This is a genomic window from Micromonospora marina, from assembly GCF_900091565.1.
GTDB lineage: Bacteria > Actinomycetota > Actinomycetes > Mycobacteriales > Micromonosporaceae > Micromonospora > Micromonospora marina.
Genome location: NZ_FMCV01000008.1, coordinates 55,551 through 68,500, shown reverse-complemented (window position 1 = coordinate 68,500; position 12,950 = coordinate 55,551). Strand labels below are relative to the sequence as shown.

Sequence of the window (12,950 nt, the reverse complement as noted above, 5' to 3'; positions counted from 1 at the left end):
ATACGCTCGATCACGTGAGCGCACGGCTGCCGGTGTTCCCGCTCGGGACCGTTCTCTTCCCCGGGCTGGTCCTTCCGCTGCACATCTTCGAGGAGCGCTACAAGGCGCTGGTGCGCCACCTCGTGGGGCTGCCCGAGGGCGCGCCGCGCGAGTTCGGCGTGGTGGCGATCCAGGCCGGCTGGGAGGTCGCGCCGGCCGGGCCGCCGGGGCGTTCCGGGCCGGCCGGCGGCGAGGTCACGCTGCACGAGGTCGGCTGCACCGCCGAGCTGCGGCAGGTCACCGAGCTGGCCGACGGGGGCTTCGACATCGTCACGGTGGGGCGGCGGCGCTTCCGGGTCGCCGAGGTCGACGACTCCGCCGAGCCCTACCTGACCGCCGAGGTGGAGTGGCTGCCGGAACCGGACGGCCCGGACGAGGTCGCCGACCTGCTGGCGGCCCGGGTGATCTCGCTGTTCCGGCAATATCTCGGTCTGATCCGGCCGGACCAGCAGGAAATCACCGAGCAGTTGCCGGAGGATCCCACGGTCCTGTCGCACCTGGTCGCCGCGACCGCCGCGCTGACCGTCGGCGACCGGCAGCGGCTGCTCGCCGTCGACGACACGGCCGGCCGGCTGCGCGCCGAGCTGCGCCTGCTCAACCGGGAGACGGCGTTGCTGCGGCAGGTACGCGCGGTGCCGGTGCCGCTCAGCGAGCTGGCTGGTCCCCCGGCGCCGAACTGAACCCGGGCGGGGGCGGCCAGGCCGCGCCGGACTCCGGCTCTGGCCGCAGCGACGGCCACCGCGACCAGCCCGCCAGCAGCGTGTACGTGACTGCCGCGCCGAACGCGGCGAGCAACAGGTTCCCGTGCGGCAACGGCAGCGGGCCGTACCAGTCGACGCCACCGGCGCGCAGGTCGACGGGCTTGGTGAACGCGGTGCCCGGCGGCGCGGTCTCCACCAGCCGCTGGAACGCCGACAGCCCGATCCGGCGGCCGACCTGCCAGGCCGCCACCGCCGCGCCGAGACCGCCGAGCGTCACCGCGAGCAGGCCGGCCGGGCCGCGCCGGCGGCGCAGCAGCACCCACAGAGCGACCGCGGCGAGCACGCCGAAGCCGAGCGTCAGGAGGCTGAACCAGCCGTCCGCGGCGATCGGCTGCTCCGGCTGGGTGGTCACGTAGACCGCGCCGGCCGGGGTCTGCCGCACCGGGGTGGCGGGCGCCGCCCACGCCCACAGCAGCCCCAGCGGGACGCCGAGCGCGGTGAGCAGCGCGACCACGCCGAGCGCGGTGAGCAGCGGGCGACCGGACCGGGTGGCGCCGGGCAGCTCCGCCACCACGCCGGGATGCCCGGCGAGAGGGTCCGCGCCGGGTGCGGTGACCGGCGTGCCGGCGGGCACCGGCAGGCCACCGGGCCAGCCGGGCGGCTGCTCGCGCTCGGGCGGCGGGCCGCCGGGGCGCGGAGCATCGCCCGGCCGTAGCGCCTCACCGGGCCGTGCGTCGGTGCCGTCGGTGCGCTCGCGCGCCCGCTCGGGCTCAGGGGTGTCCGGACTCACCCGTTGATCCTCTCAGGCCCGGGCACGGCGCCGGGGGGTGGTCGCCGGTCAGCGCGCGAACGGTTCCAGCATCACCGCTGCCGCCTTGAGCCAGGCGTCGCGGGTCTCGGCCTGGAGCTGGTGGTACTCGATCGAGGAGCCGGTCTCCAGCGCCGGGTCGTAGGGCACCACGGCGACCGCCCGGGTCCGGGTGGCGAAGTGCCGTTCCAGGTCGTCCTGCAACGACGTACGCCCCGGGGTGGGGCAGGAGATCAGCGTGACCGCGTTGTCGGCCAGCTCGCCCATGCCGACCTCGTGCAGCAGGTCGAGCATCCAGTCCGCGCTGAACGCCGCGTCCTCGCGCGGCACGGTGGTCACCACGAGCTGGTCGGCGGCCTGCATGACGGTGCGCCAGTTGGGGCTCTCCACGTTGTTGCCGGTGTCCACGCAGACCACCTCGTGGGTGCGGCGCAGCAGCTCCAGCACCCGCTTGACGGTGAACTGGTCGAGCCGCTGGGCGAAGCGCGGGCTCTCCTCGCCGGCCAGCACGTCGTACGAGCCGTCGGAGGCGTGCCGCAGGTAGTCGTCGAGGTGCGACAGCAGTGTGTCGCCCTCGAGGATCTCGATATGTGCCAGGTCGTGGATCAGGTGCCGGATGGTCCGGGCGTGCCGGGCGCTGCCGGCCCGCAGACCGAGCGTGCCGCGCAGCTCGTTGTCGTCCCAGGCGAGCACGCCGCGCCCGCGTACGCTGCCCACCGTCGCGGCGGCGAGCACCGTCGCGGTGGTCTTGTGCACGCCGCCCTTGGGGTTGGCGAAGGCGAGCACCCGGGGGGTGCCCAGCTCGCGGCGGAGCACGCCCGTCGCCCGTTCCAGCTCCGGGTCCGGCTCCGGGGCGCGCCACTGCACCTGGGCCGCGTCGGCCCGGCCGGACCGGCCCTCCAGCGGGCGGCGGGGCGCGGGCACCACCGGCTCCGGGGCGGGCGGCGTCTCCGGCCGGTAGCGGCCCCGGTCCAGCAGCGCGTAGCGGGACTCCGGCGGGGGCGGCGCGGGCCGGTAACCGCCGTCGAGAACGGAGTACCGGGACTCGGCCGGCGGCTCGGCCCGGCCGCGCGGCTCCGGACGGGCCGGCTCGGGCCGCCAGGACGGCTCCGGGCGTGGCTCGGCGGTGAAGGGCTGGTCGGGCGCGAACGACGGGTCGGCGCGCCAGGACGGGTCGGGCGGGTAGGGCTGCCCGCCACGCCGGGACGGCTCCGGATCGCTGCGGTACGCCGGTTCGGCCCGGTAGGCCGGCTCGCCGTCGTGCCGGGGATCGGCACGGAAGGCCGGATCGACCCGGAACGTGGCCTCGGCCCGGTAACCGGGCTCGGCGCCGTACGAGCCGTCCGGGGCGCGGCCGACGGCGGTGGCGCGGCCGGTCCATCCGGTGCCCGCGCCACGACGGGGCAGCGGGTCGGGCGGCGGCGCCGGTTGCTCCTCGACGTGCCGGTCGGCGTCGGCGTGCTCCGTGCCGCGACCGCCGAGCCGGGCCCGGTCGAGCAGCGCCCGCCACCGCGGTGCCGGCTCGCCCTGCCGACCCCAGCCGGTCTCGCTGCCGTCCAAGGATTCGCCCCTCCCCCAGCCCATCGATCTCCGCCTGACAGGCTACGAACGAAACCCTATTCGGACCACTCCCCGCGCCGCACATCGCCCGGTGGTCCGCCGCACCATGGGATCGGCCCGGTCGCCGCCCGCCCCGATGTCTCAGGAGGTGGGAGCGGGATTGGGCACCCCGGAGCCGCCGCCGGTCGCGGGGGCGGTGGGTGAAGGTCCGCTCACCGTCCGTGCGGCTTCCGACGAATCGCCCATTCCGCCTGCTTCGGCCGGTCCGGTGTCGGCCGGCGGCCGGACCACGTCACGCTGTTCGGGCAGCGGCGGGGTGAACACGGTCCGGTCCAGACGGGTCACCTCCGGCGCCGGGTCCACCACGCGCACGTTCCGGCGACCGGCGAGCGCGCGCAGGGCGTCCGGCACGGCACTGACGACCGCGGCGTAGACGCAGGCGCAGCCCGCCCGGTACGCCTCCGCCTCGCGGGCGGCGACCTCGGCGCCGCTGTCGTACACCCGGCGCAGCTCCGGGTCGGCGGTGGCCGCGGCGGCCCGGGACCGGTAGTCGGCGGTCTCCCGGTCCTTGCGGGTCGCGACGCCGGCCATCCCGGCCACCGCGTCCTGCGGCAGGCGCAGCGCCGCGATCCGGACGATCTCGGTCTGCCGGCCGGGCAGCGGCACCCGCGCCACCACCGCCGAGACCCGCGTGCCGTCCAGCGCGGCGGCCGCCCGGGCCGGGGTCAGGTAGCCGTCGAACGACACCAGCGCGTAGCCGTCGGGCGCGTCGAGGCGGGCCAGTTCCTCCCCGGCGGTGCGCAGGTACGCCGGGATGCTCGCGCCGCCGGTCACGCCGACCCGGGTCACCTCGCCGACCGTGCGGTCGCTCACCGGGCGGTCCCGCCGCTGCGCCACCGCCACCACCAGCACCACGAGCGCGCACACCAGCGCGAGCCAGGTCAGCGCGGCGGACCGGGACCGGCGCGGCGGCACGGGATCGTCGCTCACGTCAGTCGCGCAGGATCTCCAGCGCCCGGGCCAGGTCGTCCGGGTACTCGCTGACGAACGTCACCTCGTCGCCGCTGCCCGGGTGCGCGAAGCTCAGCGAGCGGGCGTGCAGCCACTGCCGGGACAGCCCCAGCCGGGCCGACAGCGTCGGGTCCGCGCCGTAGGTCAGGTCGCCCACGCAGGGGTGCCGCAGCGTGGAGAGGTGCACCCGGATCTGGTGCGTACGCCCGGTCTCCAGCCGCACGTCGAGCAGGCTGGCAGCGGGGAACGCCTCGATCGTGTCGTAGTGGGTGATGCTCGGCTTGCCGCCGGACACCACGGCCCAGCGGTAGTCGTGGTGCGGGTGCCTGTCGATCGGCGCGTCGACGGTGCCGCGCAGCGGGTCCGGGTGGCCCTGCACCACGGCGTGGTAGCGCTTCTCCACCTCGCGGAACTTGAACGCCCGCTTCAGCGCGGTGTACGCGCGCTCGCTCTTGGCCACCACCATGATGCCGGTGGTGCCGACGTCGAGCCGGTGCACCACGCCCTGCCGCTCCGCGGCGCCGCTGGTGGAGATCCGGTGACCGATGCCGGCCAGCCCGCCGATCACTGTGGGGCCGGTCCAGCCCGGGCTCGGGTGCGCCGCCACCCCGACCGGCTTGTCCACCACCACGATGTCGTCGTCGGCGTACACGACTGTCAGGCCGGGCACGGCCTGCGGCACCACGGTGGGCGGCGCGGCCGGCGCGGGCAGTGTGACCTCCAGCCACGAGCCCGCCCGGACCTTGTGCGAGTTGGCCCGGGCCACACCGTCGACGAGCGCGTCCCCGCCGTCGATCAGGCCGGCGGCGGCCGTGCGGGAGAGCCCGAACAGGCGGGACACGGCCTGGTCCAGGCGCATCCCGTCGAGGCCGTCCGGCACGGGCAGGGAACGGGTGTCGCCGCCGGCGGCGAAGGCGGAGGTCACGCGCTCTCCCGCTGCTCGGCCGGGGCGGCGTCGTCGCGCTTCTCGTCGCGCAGCCGGGAGCCGTCGCGCTGCCGGCCGGTCAGCTCCAGAAAGACCGCGAGCACCACGCCGCACACCAGCGCGCTGTCGGCCAGGTTGAACACCGGCCAGACCTGGCCGTACGGGTCGAAGAGGCTGATCATGTCGACCACGTGGCCGACGAAGTGGCCCGGCGCGCGGAAGAGCCGGTCGAGCAGGTTGCCGAGTGCGCCGCCCAGGACCAGGCCCAGCGACACCGCCCACGGCAGCGAGCGCAGCCGCAGCGCCATCCAGGCGATCCACCCGATCACCAGGAACGTGATGATCGGGAAGATCCAGGTGTGGTCGGAGCCGATGCTCCAGGCCGCGCCGCTGTTGCGGGTGAGGGTGAAGTAGACCGCGCCGCCGAGCACCGACACCGGCTCCCGGCCGGTCAGCTCGGCGAGCGCGAGCTGCTTCGTGCCGAGATCCGCCAGCAGCGCGAACAGGGACACGCCGAGCAGCAGGCCGACGGCCTTGCGGCGGGGCGCGCCGGCACCCGACTCGGTGGTGTCGGACCCGGCGGGCGGTGCTGCGGTCATCTGCTCCCCATCGACGCTCGCGACGGCGTGGTCACCGTCTGCCGTACGGCCGCCGGGGAGCGGTGCTCAGCGCCGCTCCTCCAGCTGCTTGCACGTCACGCAGAGGGTGGCCGACGGGAACGCGGCGAGCCGCTCCACCGGGATCGGGTTGCCGCACCGCTCGCACCAGCCGTAGCCGCCCTCGTCGAGGCGCTCCAGCGCGCGCTCGACCTGCGTGATCCGTTCTTTGATGCTGTTGGCGAGAGAGATCTCCTGCTCCCGCTCGAACGTCTTGGTGCCGGTGTCGGCCTGGTCGTCCCCGGCCGAGTCGGTCAGCCGGTCGCGCTGCAGCTCGGTGATCTCGCTCAGCGTCTGATCGTACTCGGCGTTGAGCTCGTCCCGCCGTGCCGCCAGGGCGGCCCGGATCTTCTCGGTCTCCGCCGCGCTGCGGGTGGCCTTCGCCACCGGTTTGCGACCGGCGGTCCTGGTGTCGGCCGGCTTCGCCATCGTCAGCTCCCTCAGCCGCGAGGCGCGGCGGTCAGCGGTGCGTGGGCGCGGACGCCGTCGTCGGCGCCGTCCGCGTACGGAAGGGTGCACGACGAGCGGGCCCGCCGTGCACTCCGGAGGTTGGCAAGGATACGGAACGTACAGGCGTCCGACAACGTGCCGCACCGTCGTCCCACGTATCCGCCCCGGACTGCCATCAATCGGGGCAAAAGGAACGGTAGCAGATCAGTGGGCCGGCTCCTCGCCGTACTCCCCGAACCACCTCGCCAGCCGGCCCCGGCGGCTCACCGCCCGCAGCCGCCGCTCGGTCTCGTCCCGCACCCCGGCGGTGGCGACGATGAGCAGGCTGTCCCCGACCTTGAGCCGGGTGTCAGCGCCCGGCACGAAACCGACGCCGTCGCGCAGCACGAGCGTCACCGCCGCGCCGACCGGCAGTCGCAGCTCGTCCACGTGCACCCCGGCCAGCCGCGACCCGGCCGGCACCTCCAACTGGAGCAGGTCCGCGCGCATCCGCTCCAGCGGGGCGGTCTCCAGCAGGATCTCGCTCGCCTCGGCCGGTGCCGTCACCCCCAGCCGGCGGGCCGCCGGCGCCAGCGTCCCGGCCTGGAGCACCGTGAAGATCACCACCAGGACGAAGACCGCGTCGAACAGCCGGTCCGCCCCCGGCACGCGCAGCGACAGCGGAATGGTCGCCAACACGATCGGCACCGCGCCACGCAGCCCGGCCCAGGACAGGAAGAGCTGCTCGCGCAGCTTCACCCGGAACGGCAGCGCGGACACCGCCACCGACAGCGGCCGGGCGAGCAGCAGCAGCGCCAGCCCGGTGATCACGGCCGGCAGCACCGCCGCGTCCAGCCGGCTCGGCGAGACCAGCAGGCCGAGCAGCACGAACAGGCCGATCTGGGCCAGCCAGGCCAGGCCGTCGGCGAAACCGAGGATGGCCTGGCGGTGCGGCAGCCGCGAGTTGCCGAGCAGGACGCCCGCGACGTACACGGCGAGGAAGCCCGAGGCGTGCAGCAACGAGCCGGCCGCGTACGCCAGCACGGTGAAGCCGACCACCGCGATCGGGTAGAGGCCGGCCGACGGCAGCGCGGCCCGGCGCAACGCGTACCGGCCGGCCAGCCCGGTGCCGACACCGACCGCCGCGCCGGCGCTCAGCTCGTAGCCGAGCAGCAGCACCTCGTACCACCAGGGGTGGGCCGCCTCGACCCCGGCGCGGGACAGCAGCAGCACGAGCAGCACGGCCGGCGCGTCGTTCACGCCGGACTCCGCCTCCAGCGTGGCCACCAGCCGGGGCGGCAGGCGCAACCGGCGCAGCGTGGCGAACACGGCCGCCGCGTCGGTGGAGGAGAGCACCGCGCCGTAGAGCAGCGCCAGCCGCCAGTCCAGGCCGAGCAGCAGGTGCACCACCACGCCGACGACCACGATGCTGACCACGACGCCGACCGTGGACAGCGCCGCGGCCAGGCCGAGCACCGGCCGCAGCATGCTCCACCGCGCGGTGAGGCCGCCCTCGGCGATGATCACGATGAGCGCGCAGAAGCCGAGCACCCGGGTCAGTTCGACATCGTCGAACCGGATGCCTATGCCGGCCTCGCCGAGCAGCACGCCGAGCGCCAGGTAGACCAGGAGACTCGGTACGCCGAGCCGGGTGGAGAACCGCACCGCGCCCACCGCGACCAGCAGCACGCCGGCGCCCACGAGCAACGCGACGTCGAGCCCCGGTGTCATCGCCGGCCGGCCCGACCGGACCTCACGCCGTGCTGCCGTCGCGCAGCCGGCGCAGCACCTCGGGCAGCCCGTCGTGCGGGCGCTCGATGCGGAACAGCTTGTCCCGGCTGGCCGCGCCGGACCGCAGCGACACGGTCGCCGGCCGGACGCCGAGCGCGTCGGCGAGCGCGCGCCGGGCCGCCTCGGTGGCGCGGCCGTCGACAGCGGGGGCGTGCACCGCGACGACGAGCGCCGGACCGTACGGCCCGTCGAACCGCCCGCCCACCCAGGCGCGGGCCGCCCCGGGCTTCACCCGCACCGCGACGGTGAGTGTGGTGTCCGCGATCGTCATGGTCAGCGCGGCCGGGCCTCGGCGAGCAGGGTGGTGGCGGCGGCGCATCGCGCGCACGGGGTGAAGCCCAGCGCGACCGCCTCGGCGACCGGCAGGGGTTCGTCCTCCCGGCCCACCAGGTGCGGGCAGCCGGACAGGTGGAAGCGGGGACGGCCGTCGATCACCAGGACCTCGCCGGGCAGCCGGACCAGCCGGGCGACCTCACCGGTGGTGAGGAACTCGGCCGGCGGATCGTCGTCGAACGCCTCGCCGGGTGCGGGCGAGGTGGGCCGGGTGGTCTCCGGCACGCGCGGGCCCGGCGGCGAGTAGGGCACCGCGTCCGCGACCACCGGATCCGACGGCGAGTACGCGGCCGGCGGCGGGGCGTCGTCCGGCTCGGTCACCGGCGACCCGGGCGGTTGCCGCCACCCGGATCCACCGGCGCCGACCGTGGACGTGTGGTGCGGGACCGGGCTCACCGGTTCGTCCGGGGACGGGACGGTGTGCGCGGTCCGTGTTCGCGGCCCGGCCTCCCGGCCGGCCGAGGCCCGCGTCGCGGCGGCCTGGCGGGCGAACGCGACGAAGGCGACGGCGGACAGCAGGCTGGCCGCGATCGAGACGATGAGCAGGAGGCTGGATCCGCCGGCGAGGCCGGCGATCAGCAGCACCACCGCGACGAGGATGAGCAGGATGCTGGCGGCTACCACGGCTCACCCCCGGCCGCGTCGTGTCGGTCTGGGCGGCCGGTGGCCGTCACGGGGACGGCCACCGACGCGGGATCAGCGGCCGGACTCGAGCGAGCCCGCGCGGCCACCGCCGTAGGAGCCGGCGAGACCGGCCGCGGCGAGACCGTTGCTGCCGGCGGCACGGGTGCCCTCGGCGCGGTTCATCTCCACCTCGAGGCCCTGGCCGCGACCGTCGAGGTCACGCAGCTGGCTTTCCAGGTACGCCTTGAGGCGGGTGCGGTACTCGCGCTCGAACTGCTTGAGCTCCTCGATGTGCTTCTGCAGCGCGGTGCGCTTGGCGTCCAGGCCGCCCATGGCCTCCTGGTGCCGCTGGCGGGCGTCCCGCTCCAGCGCGTCGGCCTTGGCGCGCGCCTCCCGGGTGACCTCCTCGGCCTTGGAACGGGCCTCGGAGAGCAGCTGGTCGGCCTCGCGACGGGCGTCGGAGACGTGGTCGTCGGCGGTGCGCTGGGCCATCATCAGCACCCGCAGCGCCTGCTGCTCGCCGTCACCGGTCACGCCGGCCGGGCCGCCCTGGGCGCGGACCTGCTCCAGCTCGGCCTGCATCGCGCGGGCTGCCTGCTCGGCGGCCGCCTTGTCGCGCTGCACGCGGTCGAGCTGGGCCTTGACGTCGTTGAGCTCCGCCGCGAGGCGGGCGTCGCCGCCGGGGCCGGCGGGAGCGCCACCCCGGCCGCCGCGCTCCACCTGGGCGCGCAGCTCGTTGTTCTCCTCGATCAGACGGGCCAGCTCACGCTCGACCTCGTCCAGGAAGGCGTCGACCTCCTCCTCGTCATACCCCCGCTTGCCGATCGGCGGCTTTTTGAAGGCGACGTTGTGAACGTCGGCCGGGGTCAGCGGCATCGAAACTCCTCGGGTCAGTTGCGGCCGCGAAAGCGCTCTGGTCAGGCAAACGCGAAGATCAGGCGCCTAAACACGAACTCCATCAGCACGAACAGGATAACCAGGAGCACAAGGGAGGCCAGGTCGATGCTCACGGTACCAATTCGCAGTGGTGGGATCACACGCCTCAACGCTCGCAGGGGCGGATCAGTGACGCTCCACACGACTTCCAGTCCGGCCGACGCTCCCCGTCCCGGTTGCCAGCGGCGACCATAGGCCAGCACCGCCCCGAGAACAAATCGCGCCAAAAGGACAATTAGGAAGATGTACAGCAGCAGGTAGAGCACCTGGAACAGGATCGACAACACGGCAGGCGACGTCCCTCGGTCGTGCGGCTCAGCTCAGGCTGAAGAAGCCGCCCTCAGCGATCTTGGCCTTGTCCTCCGCGGTGACCTGGACGTTGGCCGGTGAGAGCAGGAACACCCGGTTGGTCACGCGCTCGATCGTACCGCGCAGGCCGAAGGCGAGCCCGGCGGCGAAGTCGACGAGCCGGCGGGCGTCCGCCTCGTCCATCTCGGTGAGATTGATGATCACCGGTACGCCGTCGCGGAAGTGCTCGCCGATGGTCCGCGCCTCGCGGTACGTGGTCGGGTGCAGCGTGGTGATCTGGTAGCGCTGCTCGTCGTCCGGCACCACCCGCTCCCGCTCCCGCGGCTGGGCCTGCGGGGCGAGCGCGAGGTTGTCGCGGGTGTGGTAGGTCAGGGCGCCCGAGGTGTCACCGGCGGAGGACCGGGTGATCGACCGGACGCTGGAACGCTCGGCCCGCTCCGGGCGCTCGACCTCGGCCCGGTCGGCGTCGACCGCGCGGCTGGACGCGCGCTCGGACAGCCGGCCCCGGTCGCCGAGCCGGCTGCGCGTCGGCGGCTCCTCGGTCTCGTCGTCGTCCTCGTCGGCGAACTCCTCGGCGTACCGGCTCGACCGGTAGCGCGACGAGTCCCGGTAGCCACCCTTGTCGTAGCCACCGTCCTCGTACGCCCGCTCGTCGTCCTCCTCGACGAGACCGAGCCAGACCCCCGCCTTGCGCAGTGCACCCATCCCCGCGCCCTTCCGTCCGCCGTGCGGCACGCGCCCCCGTGCCGTGTCGCTTGATCACGAGTGGACGATCATGCCCACCGGACCGGATCGGCAATCCCCTGACGCGCGGTTCGCGGTCCGCCCGTCACGGCCCCCGGCTACGAGGACACCGTCCTGAACAACACTGATGTCATTTGCTTCCGTCGTGGTGAGGCTACCGCAGCGCAGGACGCATTCCGAGCAACGCGCTGCCGACACGGACATGTGTCGCGCCGTGACCGACCGCGCTCTCCAGGTCTCCGCTCATGCCCGCCGACAGCACCGTCGCGCCCGGATGGTCGGCCCGCAGTGCCGCCGCCACCTCGGCCAGCCGGGCGAACGCCCGGTCCGCCTCCCAGCCCAGCGGCGCCACCGCCATCAGGCCCGCCAGCCGCAGCCCGTCGGCGCCGGCCACCGCCGCGGCCACCGGGCCGAGCCCCCGCTGCGGATCGGCAGCGCCGGGCAGCGCCCCGCCCCGCGCCGGGTCGCCGTCGATGCTCACCTGCACGAGTACGTCCAGCGGACGGTCCCGGACCGCGCCGGCGGCGGCGTCCAGCGCGGCGGCGAGCCGGACGCTGTCCACCGACTGGACCACGTCGGCGTACCGGACCACCGAGCGGGCCTTGTTGCGCTGCAACTGGCCGATGAAGTGCCAGCGCGGCGCGGCGCCGGCGTCTGCCACCGCCTCCGCCTTCGGCGCCGCCTCCTGGTCACGGTTCTCCCCGACGTCGGTCACGCCGAGCCCGGCCAGCGCGACCACGTCCGCCGCCGGGTACGTCTTGGTCACCGCGACCAGGGTGACCTCGTCGCGCGGCCGCCCGGCGGCCGCGCAGGCGTCGGCGATGCGGGCCCGCACCCGGGCCAGCCCGGCCGCGAGTTCGGCACGCCGCTCGGGCCCCACCGCCGTCTCTGACTCCGTCATCGGCGCCGCTCAGGACCCGTTCTTGAGGAAGTCGGGCACGTCGACGTCGTCGAAGAGCACCCGGCGCGACGGCTGCTGCGGCGCCGGCATGGTGGCCGGCGGGTTCGCCGGCGCGTTCGGCTGCGCCGGCGGGTTCTGGTTGCTCTTGCGCGGCGGCTCGACCGCCTTGTACGCCGGCGCACCCCCGTCGAAGCCCGCCGCGATCACGGTGACCCGCACCTCGTCGCCGAGCGCGTCGTCGATGACCGCGCCGAAGATGATGTTCGCGTCCGGGTGGGCCGCGTCGGTGACCAGCTGCGCCGCGTCGTTGATCTCGAACAGGCCGAGGTCCGACCCGCCCGCGATGGACAGCAGCACGCCACGCGCGCCGTCCATGCTCTGCTCCAGCAGCGGGCTGGAGATGGCCGCCTCGGCCGCCTCGACGGCGCGGTTCTCGCCCCGGGCGCTGCCGATGCCCATGAGCGCGCTTCCGGCGCCGCTCATCACGCTCTTCACGTCGGCGAAGTCCAGGTTGATCAGACCTGGCGTGGTGATCAGGTCGGTGATGCCCTGGACACCGGAGAGGAGGACCTGGTCCGCGGTGCGGAACGCGTCCATCATGGAGATGTTGCGGTCGCCGAGCGCGAGCAGCCGGTCGTTCGGGATCACGATGAGCGTGTCGCACTGGTTGCGCAGCTCCTCGATGCCCGCCTCGGCCTGGACCTGCCGGCGCTTGCCCTCGAACGAGAACGGCCGGGTGACCACACCGATGGTGAGCGCACCGAGCTTACGGGCGATGTTCGCCACCACCGGCGCGCCGCCGGTGCCGGTGCCACCGCCCTCGCCGCAGGTCACGAACACCATGTCGGCGCCCTTGAGGACCTCCTCGATCTCGTCGCGGTGGTCCTCGGCGGCGTTCTTGCCGACGTCCGGGTTGGCGCCCGCGCCCAGTCCCCGGGTCAGCTCCCGGCCCACGTCGAGCTTGACGTCGGCGTCGCTCATCAGCAACGCCTGCGCGTCGGTGTTGATCGCGATGAACTCGACGCCCTTGAGCCCAACCTCGATCATCCGGTTGACGGCGTTGACGCCGCCGCCCCCGATGCCGACGACCTTGATGACCGCCAGGTAGTTGTGCGGAGGTGTCATCTCCGGTCCTTTCCCTTCGAGATTGGCATGGGCCGACCCCACACGGCTTGGCCGGATC

The 12,950-nt window shown here is 74.5% G+C and carries 15 protein-coding genes; 1 reads left to right on the top strand and 14 read right to left on the bottom strand.

Features of this window, described 5'->3' with window-relative positions; all coding sequences use genetic code 11:
• The first annotated feature begins 14 nt into the window (after positions 1-14).
• Positions 15-719, top strand: coding sequence for an LON peptidase substrate-binding domain-containing protein (locus GA0070215_RS12225; protein WP_018785242.1), 705 nt, complete (start codon positions 15-17; stop codon positions 717-719).
• On the opposite strand, the gene GA0070215_RS12220 is transcribed toward GA0070215_RS12225, so the two are convergent.
• The 14 genes from GA0070215_RS12220 to ftsZ all read right to left on the bottom strand — a co-directional run bounded on the left by GA0070215_RS12220 (position 685) and on the right by ftsZ (position 12,892).
• On the bottom strand, positions 685-1,530 hold the full coding sequence (locus tag GA0070215_RS12220) for a DUF2567 domain-containing protein (protein WP_018785243.1): 846 nt from the start codon (positions 1,528-1,530) through the stop codon (positions 685-687). The genes GA0070215_RS12225 and GA0070215_RS12220 overlap by 35 nt on opposite strands.
• A 48-nt stretch (positions 1,531-1,578) precedes the next feature.
• The gene (locus GA0070215_RS12215) at positions 1,579-3,132 is read right to left on the bottom strand and encodes an ATPase (RefSeq protein WP_167361510.1); all 1,554 of its coding nucleotides are present in this window, start codon (positions 3,130-3,132) and stop codon (positions 1,579-1,581) included.
• Positions 3,133-3,249: 117 nt separating this feature from the next.
• A complete protein-coding gene (locus tag GA0070215_RS12210; protein ID WP_026267842.1) occupies positions 3,250-4,098 on the bottom strand; it encodes a hypothetical protein in 849 nt (282 codons plus the stop codon).
• 1 nt (position 4,099) lies between these two features.
• Positions 4,100-5,044: an RluA family pseudouridine synthase gene (locus GA0070215_RS12205; RefSeq protein ID WP_091045336.1), complete on the bottom strand. Its 945-nt coding sequence runs from the start codon at positions 5,042-5,044 to the stop codon at positions 4,100-4,102.
• Positions 5,041-5,643 carry a signal peptidase II gene (gene lspA / locus GA0070215_RS12200; RefSeq protein ID WP_091045332.1) on the bottom strand — a complete coding sequence of 201 codons (603 nt, stop codon included), beginning with the start codon at positions 5,641-5,643 and terminating at the stop codon, positions 5,041-5,043. The genes GA0070215_RS12205 and lspA overlap by 4 nt, the downstream gene beginning before the upstream one ends.
• A 66-nt stretch (positions 5,644-5,709) precedes the next feature.
• Positions 5,710-6,129 carry a TraR/DksA family transcriptional regulator gene (locus GA0070215_RS12195; RefSeq protein ID WP_018785248.1) on the bottom strand — a complete coding sequence of 140 codons (420 nt, stop codon included), beginning with the start codon at positions 6,127-6,129 and terminating at the stop codon, positions 5,710-5,712.
• A gap of 225 nt (positions 6,130-6,354) precedes the next feature.
• A complete protein-coding gene (locus tag GA0070215_RS12190) occupies positions 6,355-7,860 on the bottom strand; it encodes a potassium/proton antiporter (RefSeq protein WP_018785249.1) in 1,506 nt (501 codons plus the stop codon).
• Between the two features lie 22 nt (positions 7,861-7,882).
• Complete coding sequence (locus tag GA0070215_RS12185; protein WP_091045328.1) at positions 7,883-8,191, bottom strand: DUF167 domain-containing protein; 309 nt, start codon at positions 8,189-8,191, stop codon at positions 7,883-7,885.
• A gap of 2 nt (positions 8,192-8,193) precedes the next feature.
• Entirely contained in the window at positions 8,194-8,877 is a 684-nt protein-coding gene (locus tag GA0070215_RS12180; RefSeq protein ID WP_091045325.1) for a hypothetical protein, read from the bottom strand.
• 72 nt (positions 8,878-8,949) lie between these two features.
• Positions 8,950-9,753 (bottom strand): DivIVA domain-containing protein, encoded by an 804-nt coding sequence (locus GA0070215_RS12175; protein ID WP_091045322.1) that lies wholly within the window; start codon positions 9,751-9,753, stop codon positions 8,950-8,952.
• A gap of 41 nt (positions 9,754-9,794) precedes the next feature.
• Entirely contained in the window at positions 9,795-10,100 is a 306-nt protein-coding gene (locus GA0070215_RS12170) for a YggT family protein (protein ID WP_013287596.1), read from the bottom strand.
• Positions 10,101-10,128: 28 nt separating this feature from the next.
• The gene (locus tag GA0070215_RS12165) at positions 10,129-10,827 is read right to left on the bottom strand and encodes a cell division protein SepF (protein WP_018785254.1); all 699 of its coding nucleotides are present in this window, start codon (positions 10,825-10,827) and stop codon (positions 10,129-10,131) included.
• A 193-nt stretch (positions 10,828-11,020) separates the two neighbouring features.
• A complete protein-coding gene (locus GA0070215_RS12160) occupies positions 11,021-11,767 on the bottom strand; it encodes a YggS family pyridoxal phosphate-dependent enzyme (RefSeq protein ID WP_091045318.1) in 747 nt (248 codons plus the stop codon).
• A gap of 9 nt (positions 11,768-11,776) precedes the next feature.
• The gene (gene ftsZ / locus GA0070215_RS12155; RefSeq protein ID WP_018785256.1) at positions 11,777-12,892 is read right to left on the bottom strand and encodes a cell division protein FtsZ; all 1,116 of its coding nucleotides are present in this window, start codon (positions 12,890-12,892) and stop codon (positions 11,777-11,779) included.
• Positions 12,893-12,950: the final 58 nt, after the last annotated feature.

Bases quoted from the DNA above. Each gene is read 5' to 3' on its own strand.
- GA0070215_RS12215 (WP_167361510.1), bottom strand. From the start codon at position 3,132: ATGGGCTGGGGGAGGGGCGAATCCTTGGACGGCAGCGAGACCGGCTGG.
- lspA (WP_091045332.1), bottom strand. From the start codon at position 5,643: ATGACCGCAGCACCGCCCGCCGGGTCCGACACCACCGAGTCGGGTGCC.
- GA0070215_RS12195 (WP_018785248.1), bottom strand. From the start codon at position 6,129: ATGGCGAAGCCGGCCGACACCAGGACCGCCGGTCGCAAACCGGTGGCG.
- GA0070215_RS12190 (WP_018785249.1), bottom strand. From the start codon at position 7,860: ATGACACCGGGGCTCGACGTCGCGTTGCTCGTGGGCGCCGGCGTGCTG.
- GA0070215_RS12185 (WP_091045328.1), bottom strand. From the start codon at position 8,191: ATGACGATCGCGGACACCACACTCACCGTCGCGGTGCGGGTGAAGCCC.
- GA0070215_RS12175 (WP_091045322.1), bottom strand. From the start codon at position 9,753: ATGCCGCTGACCCCGGCCGACGTTCACAACGTCGCCTTCAAAAAGCCG.
- GA0070215_RS12165 (WP_018785254.1), bottom strand. From the start codon at position 10,827: ATGGGTGCACTGCGCAAGGCGGGGGTCTGGCTCGGTCTCGTCGAGGAG.
- GA0070215_RS12160 (WP_091045318.1), bottom strand. From the start codon at position 11,767: ATGACGGAGTCAGAGACGGCGGTGGGGCCCGAGCGGCGTGCCGAACTC.
- ftsZ (WP_018785256.1), bottom strand. From the start codon at position 12,892: ATGACACCTCCGCACAACTACCTGGCGGTCATCAAGGTCGTCGGCATC.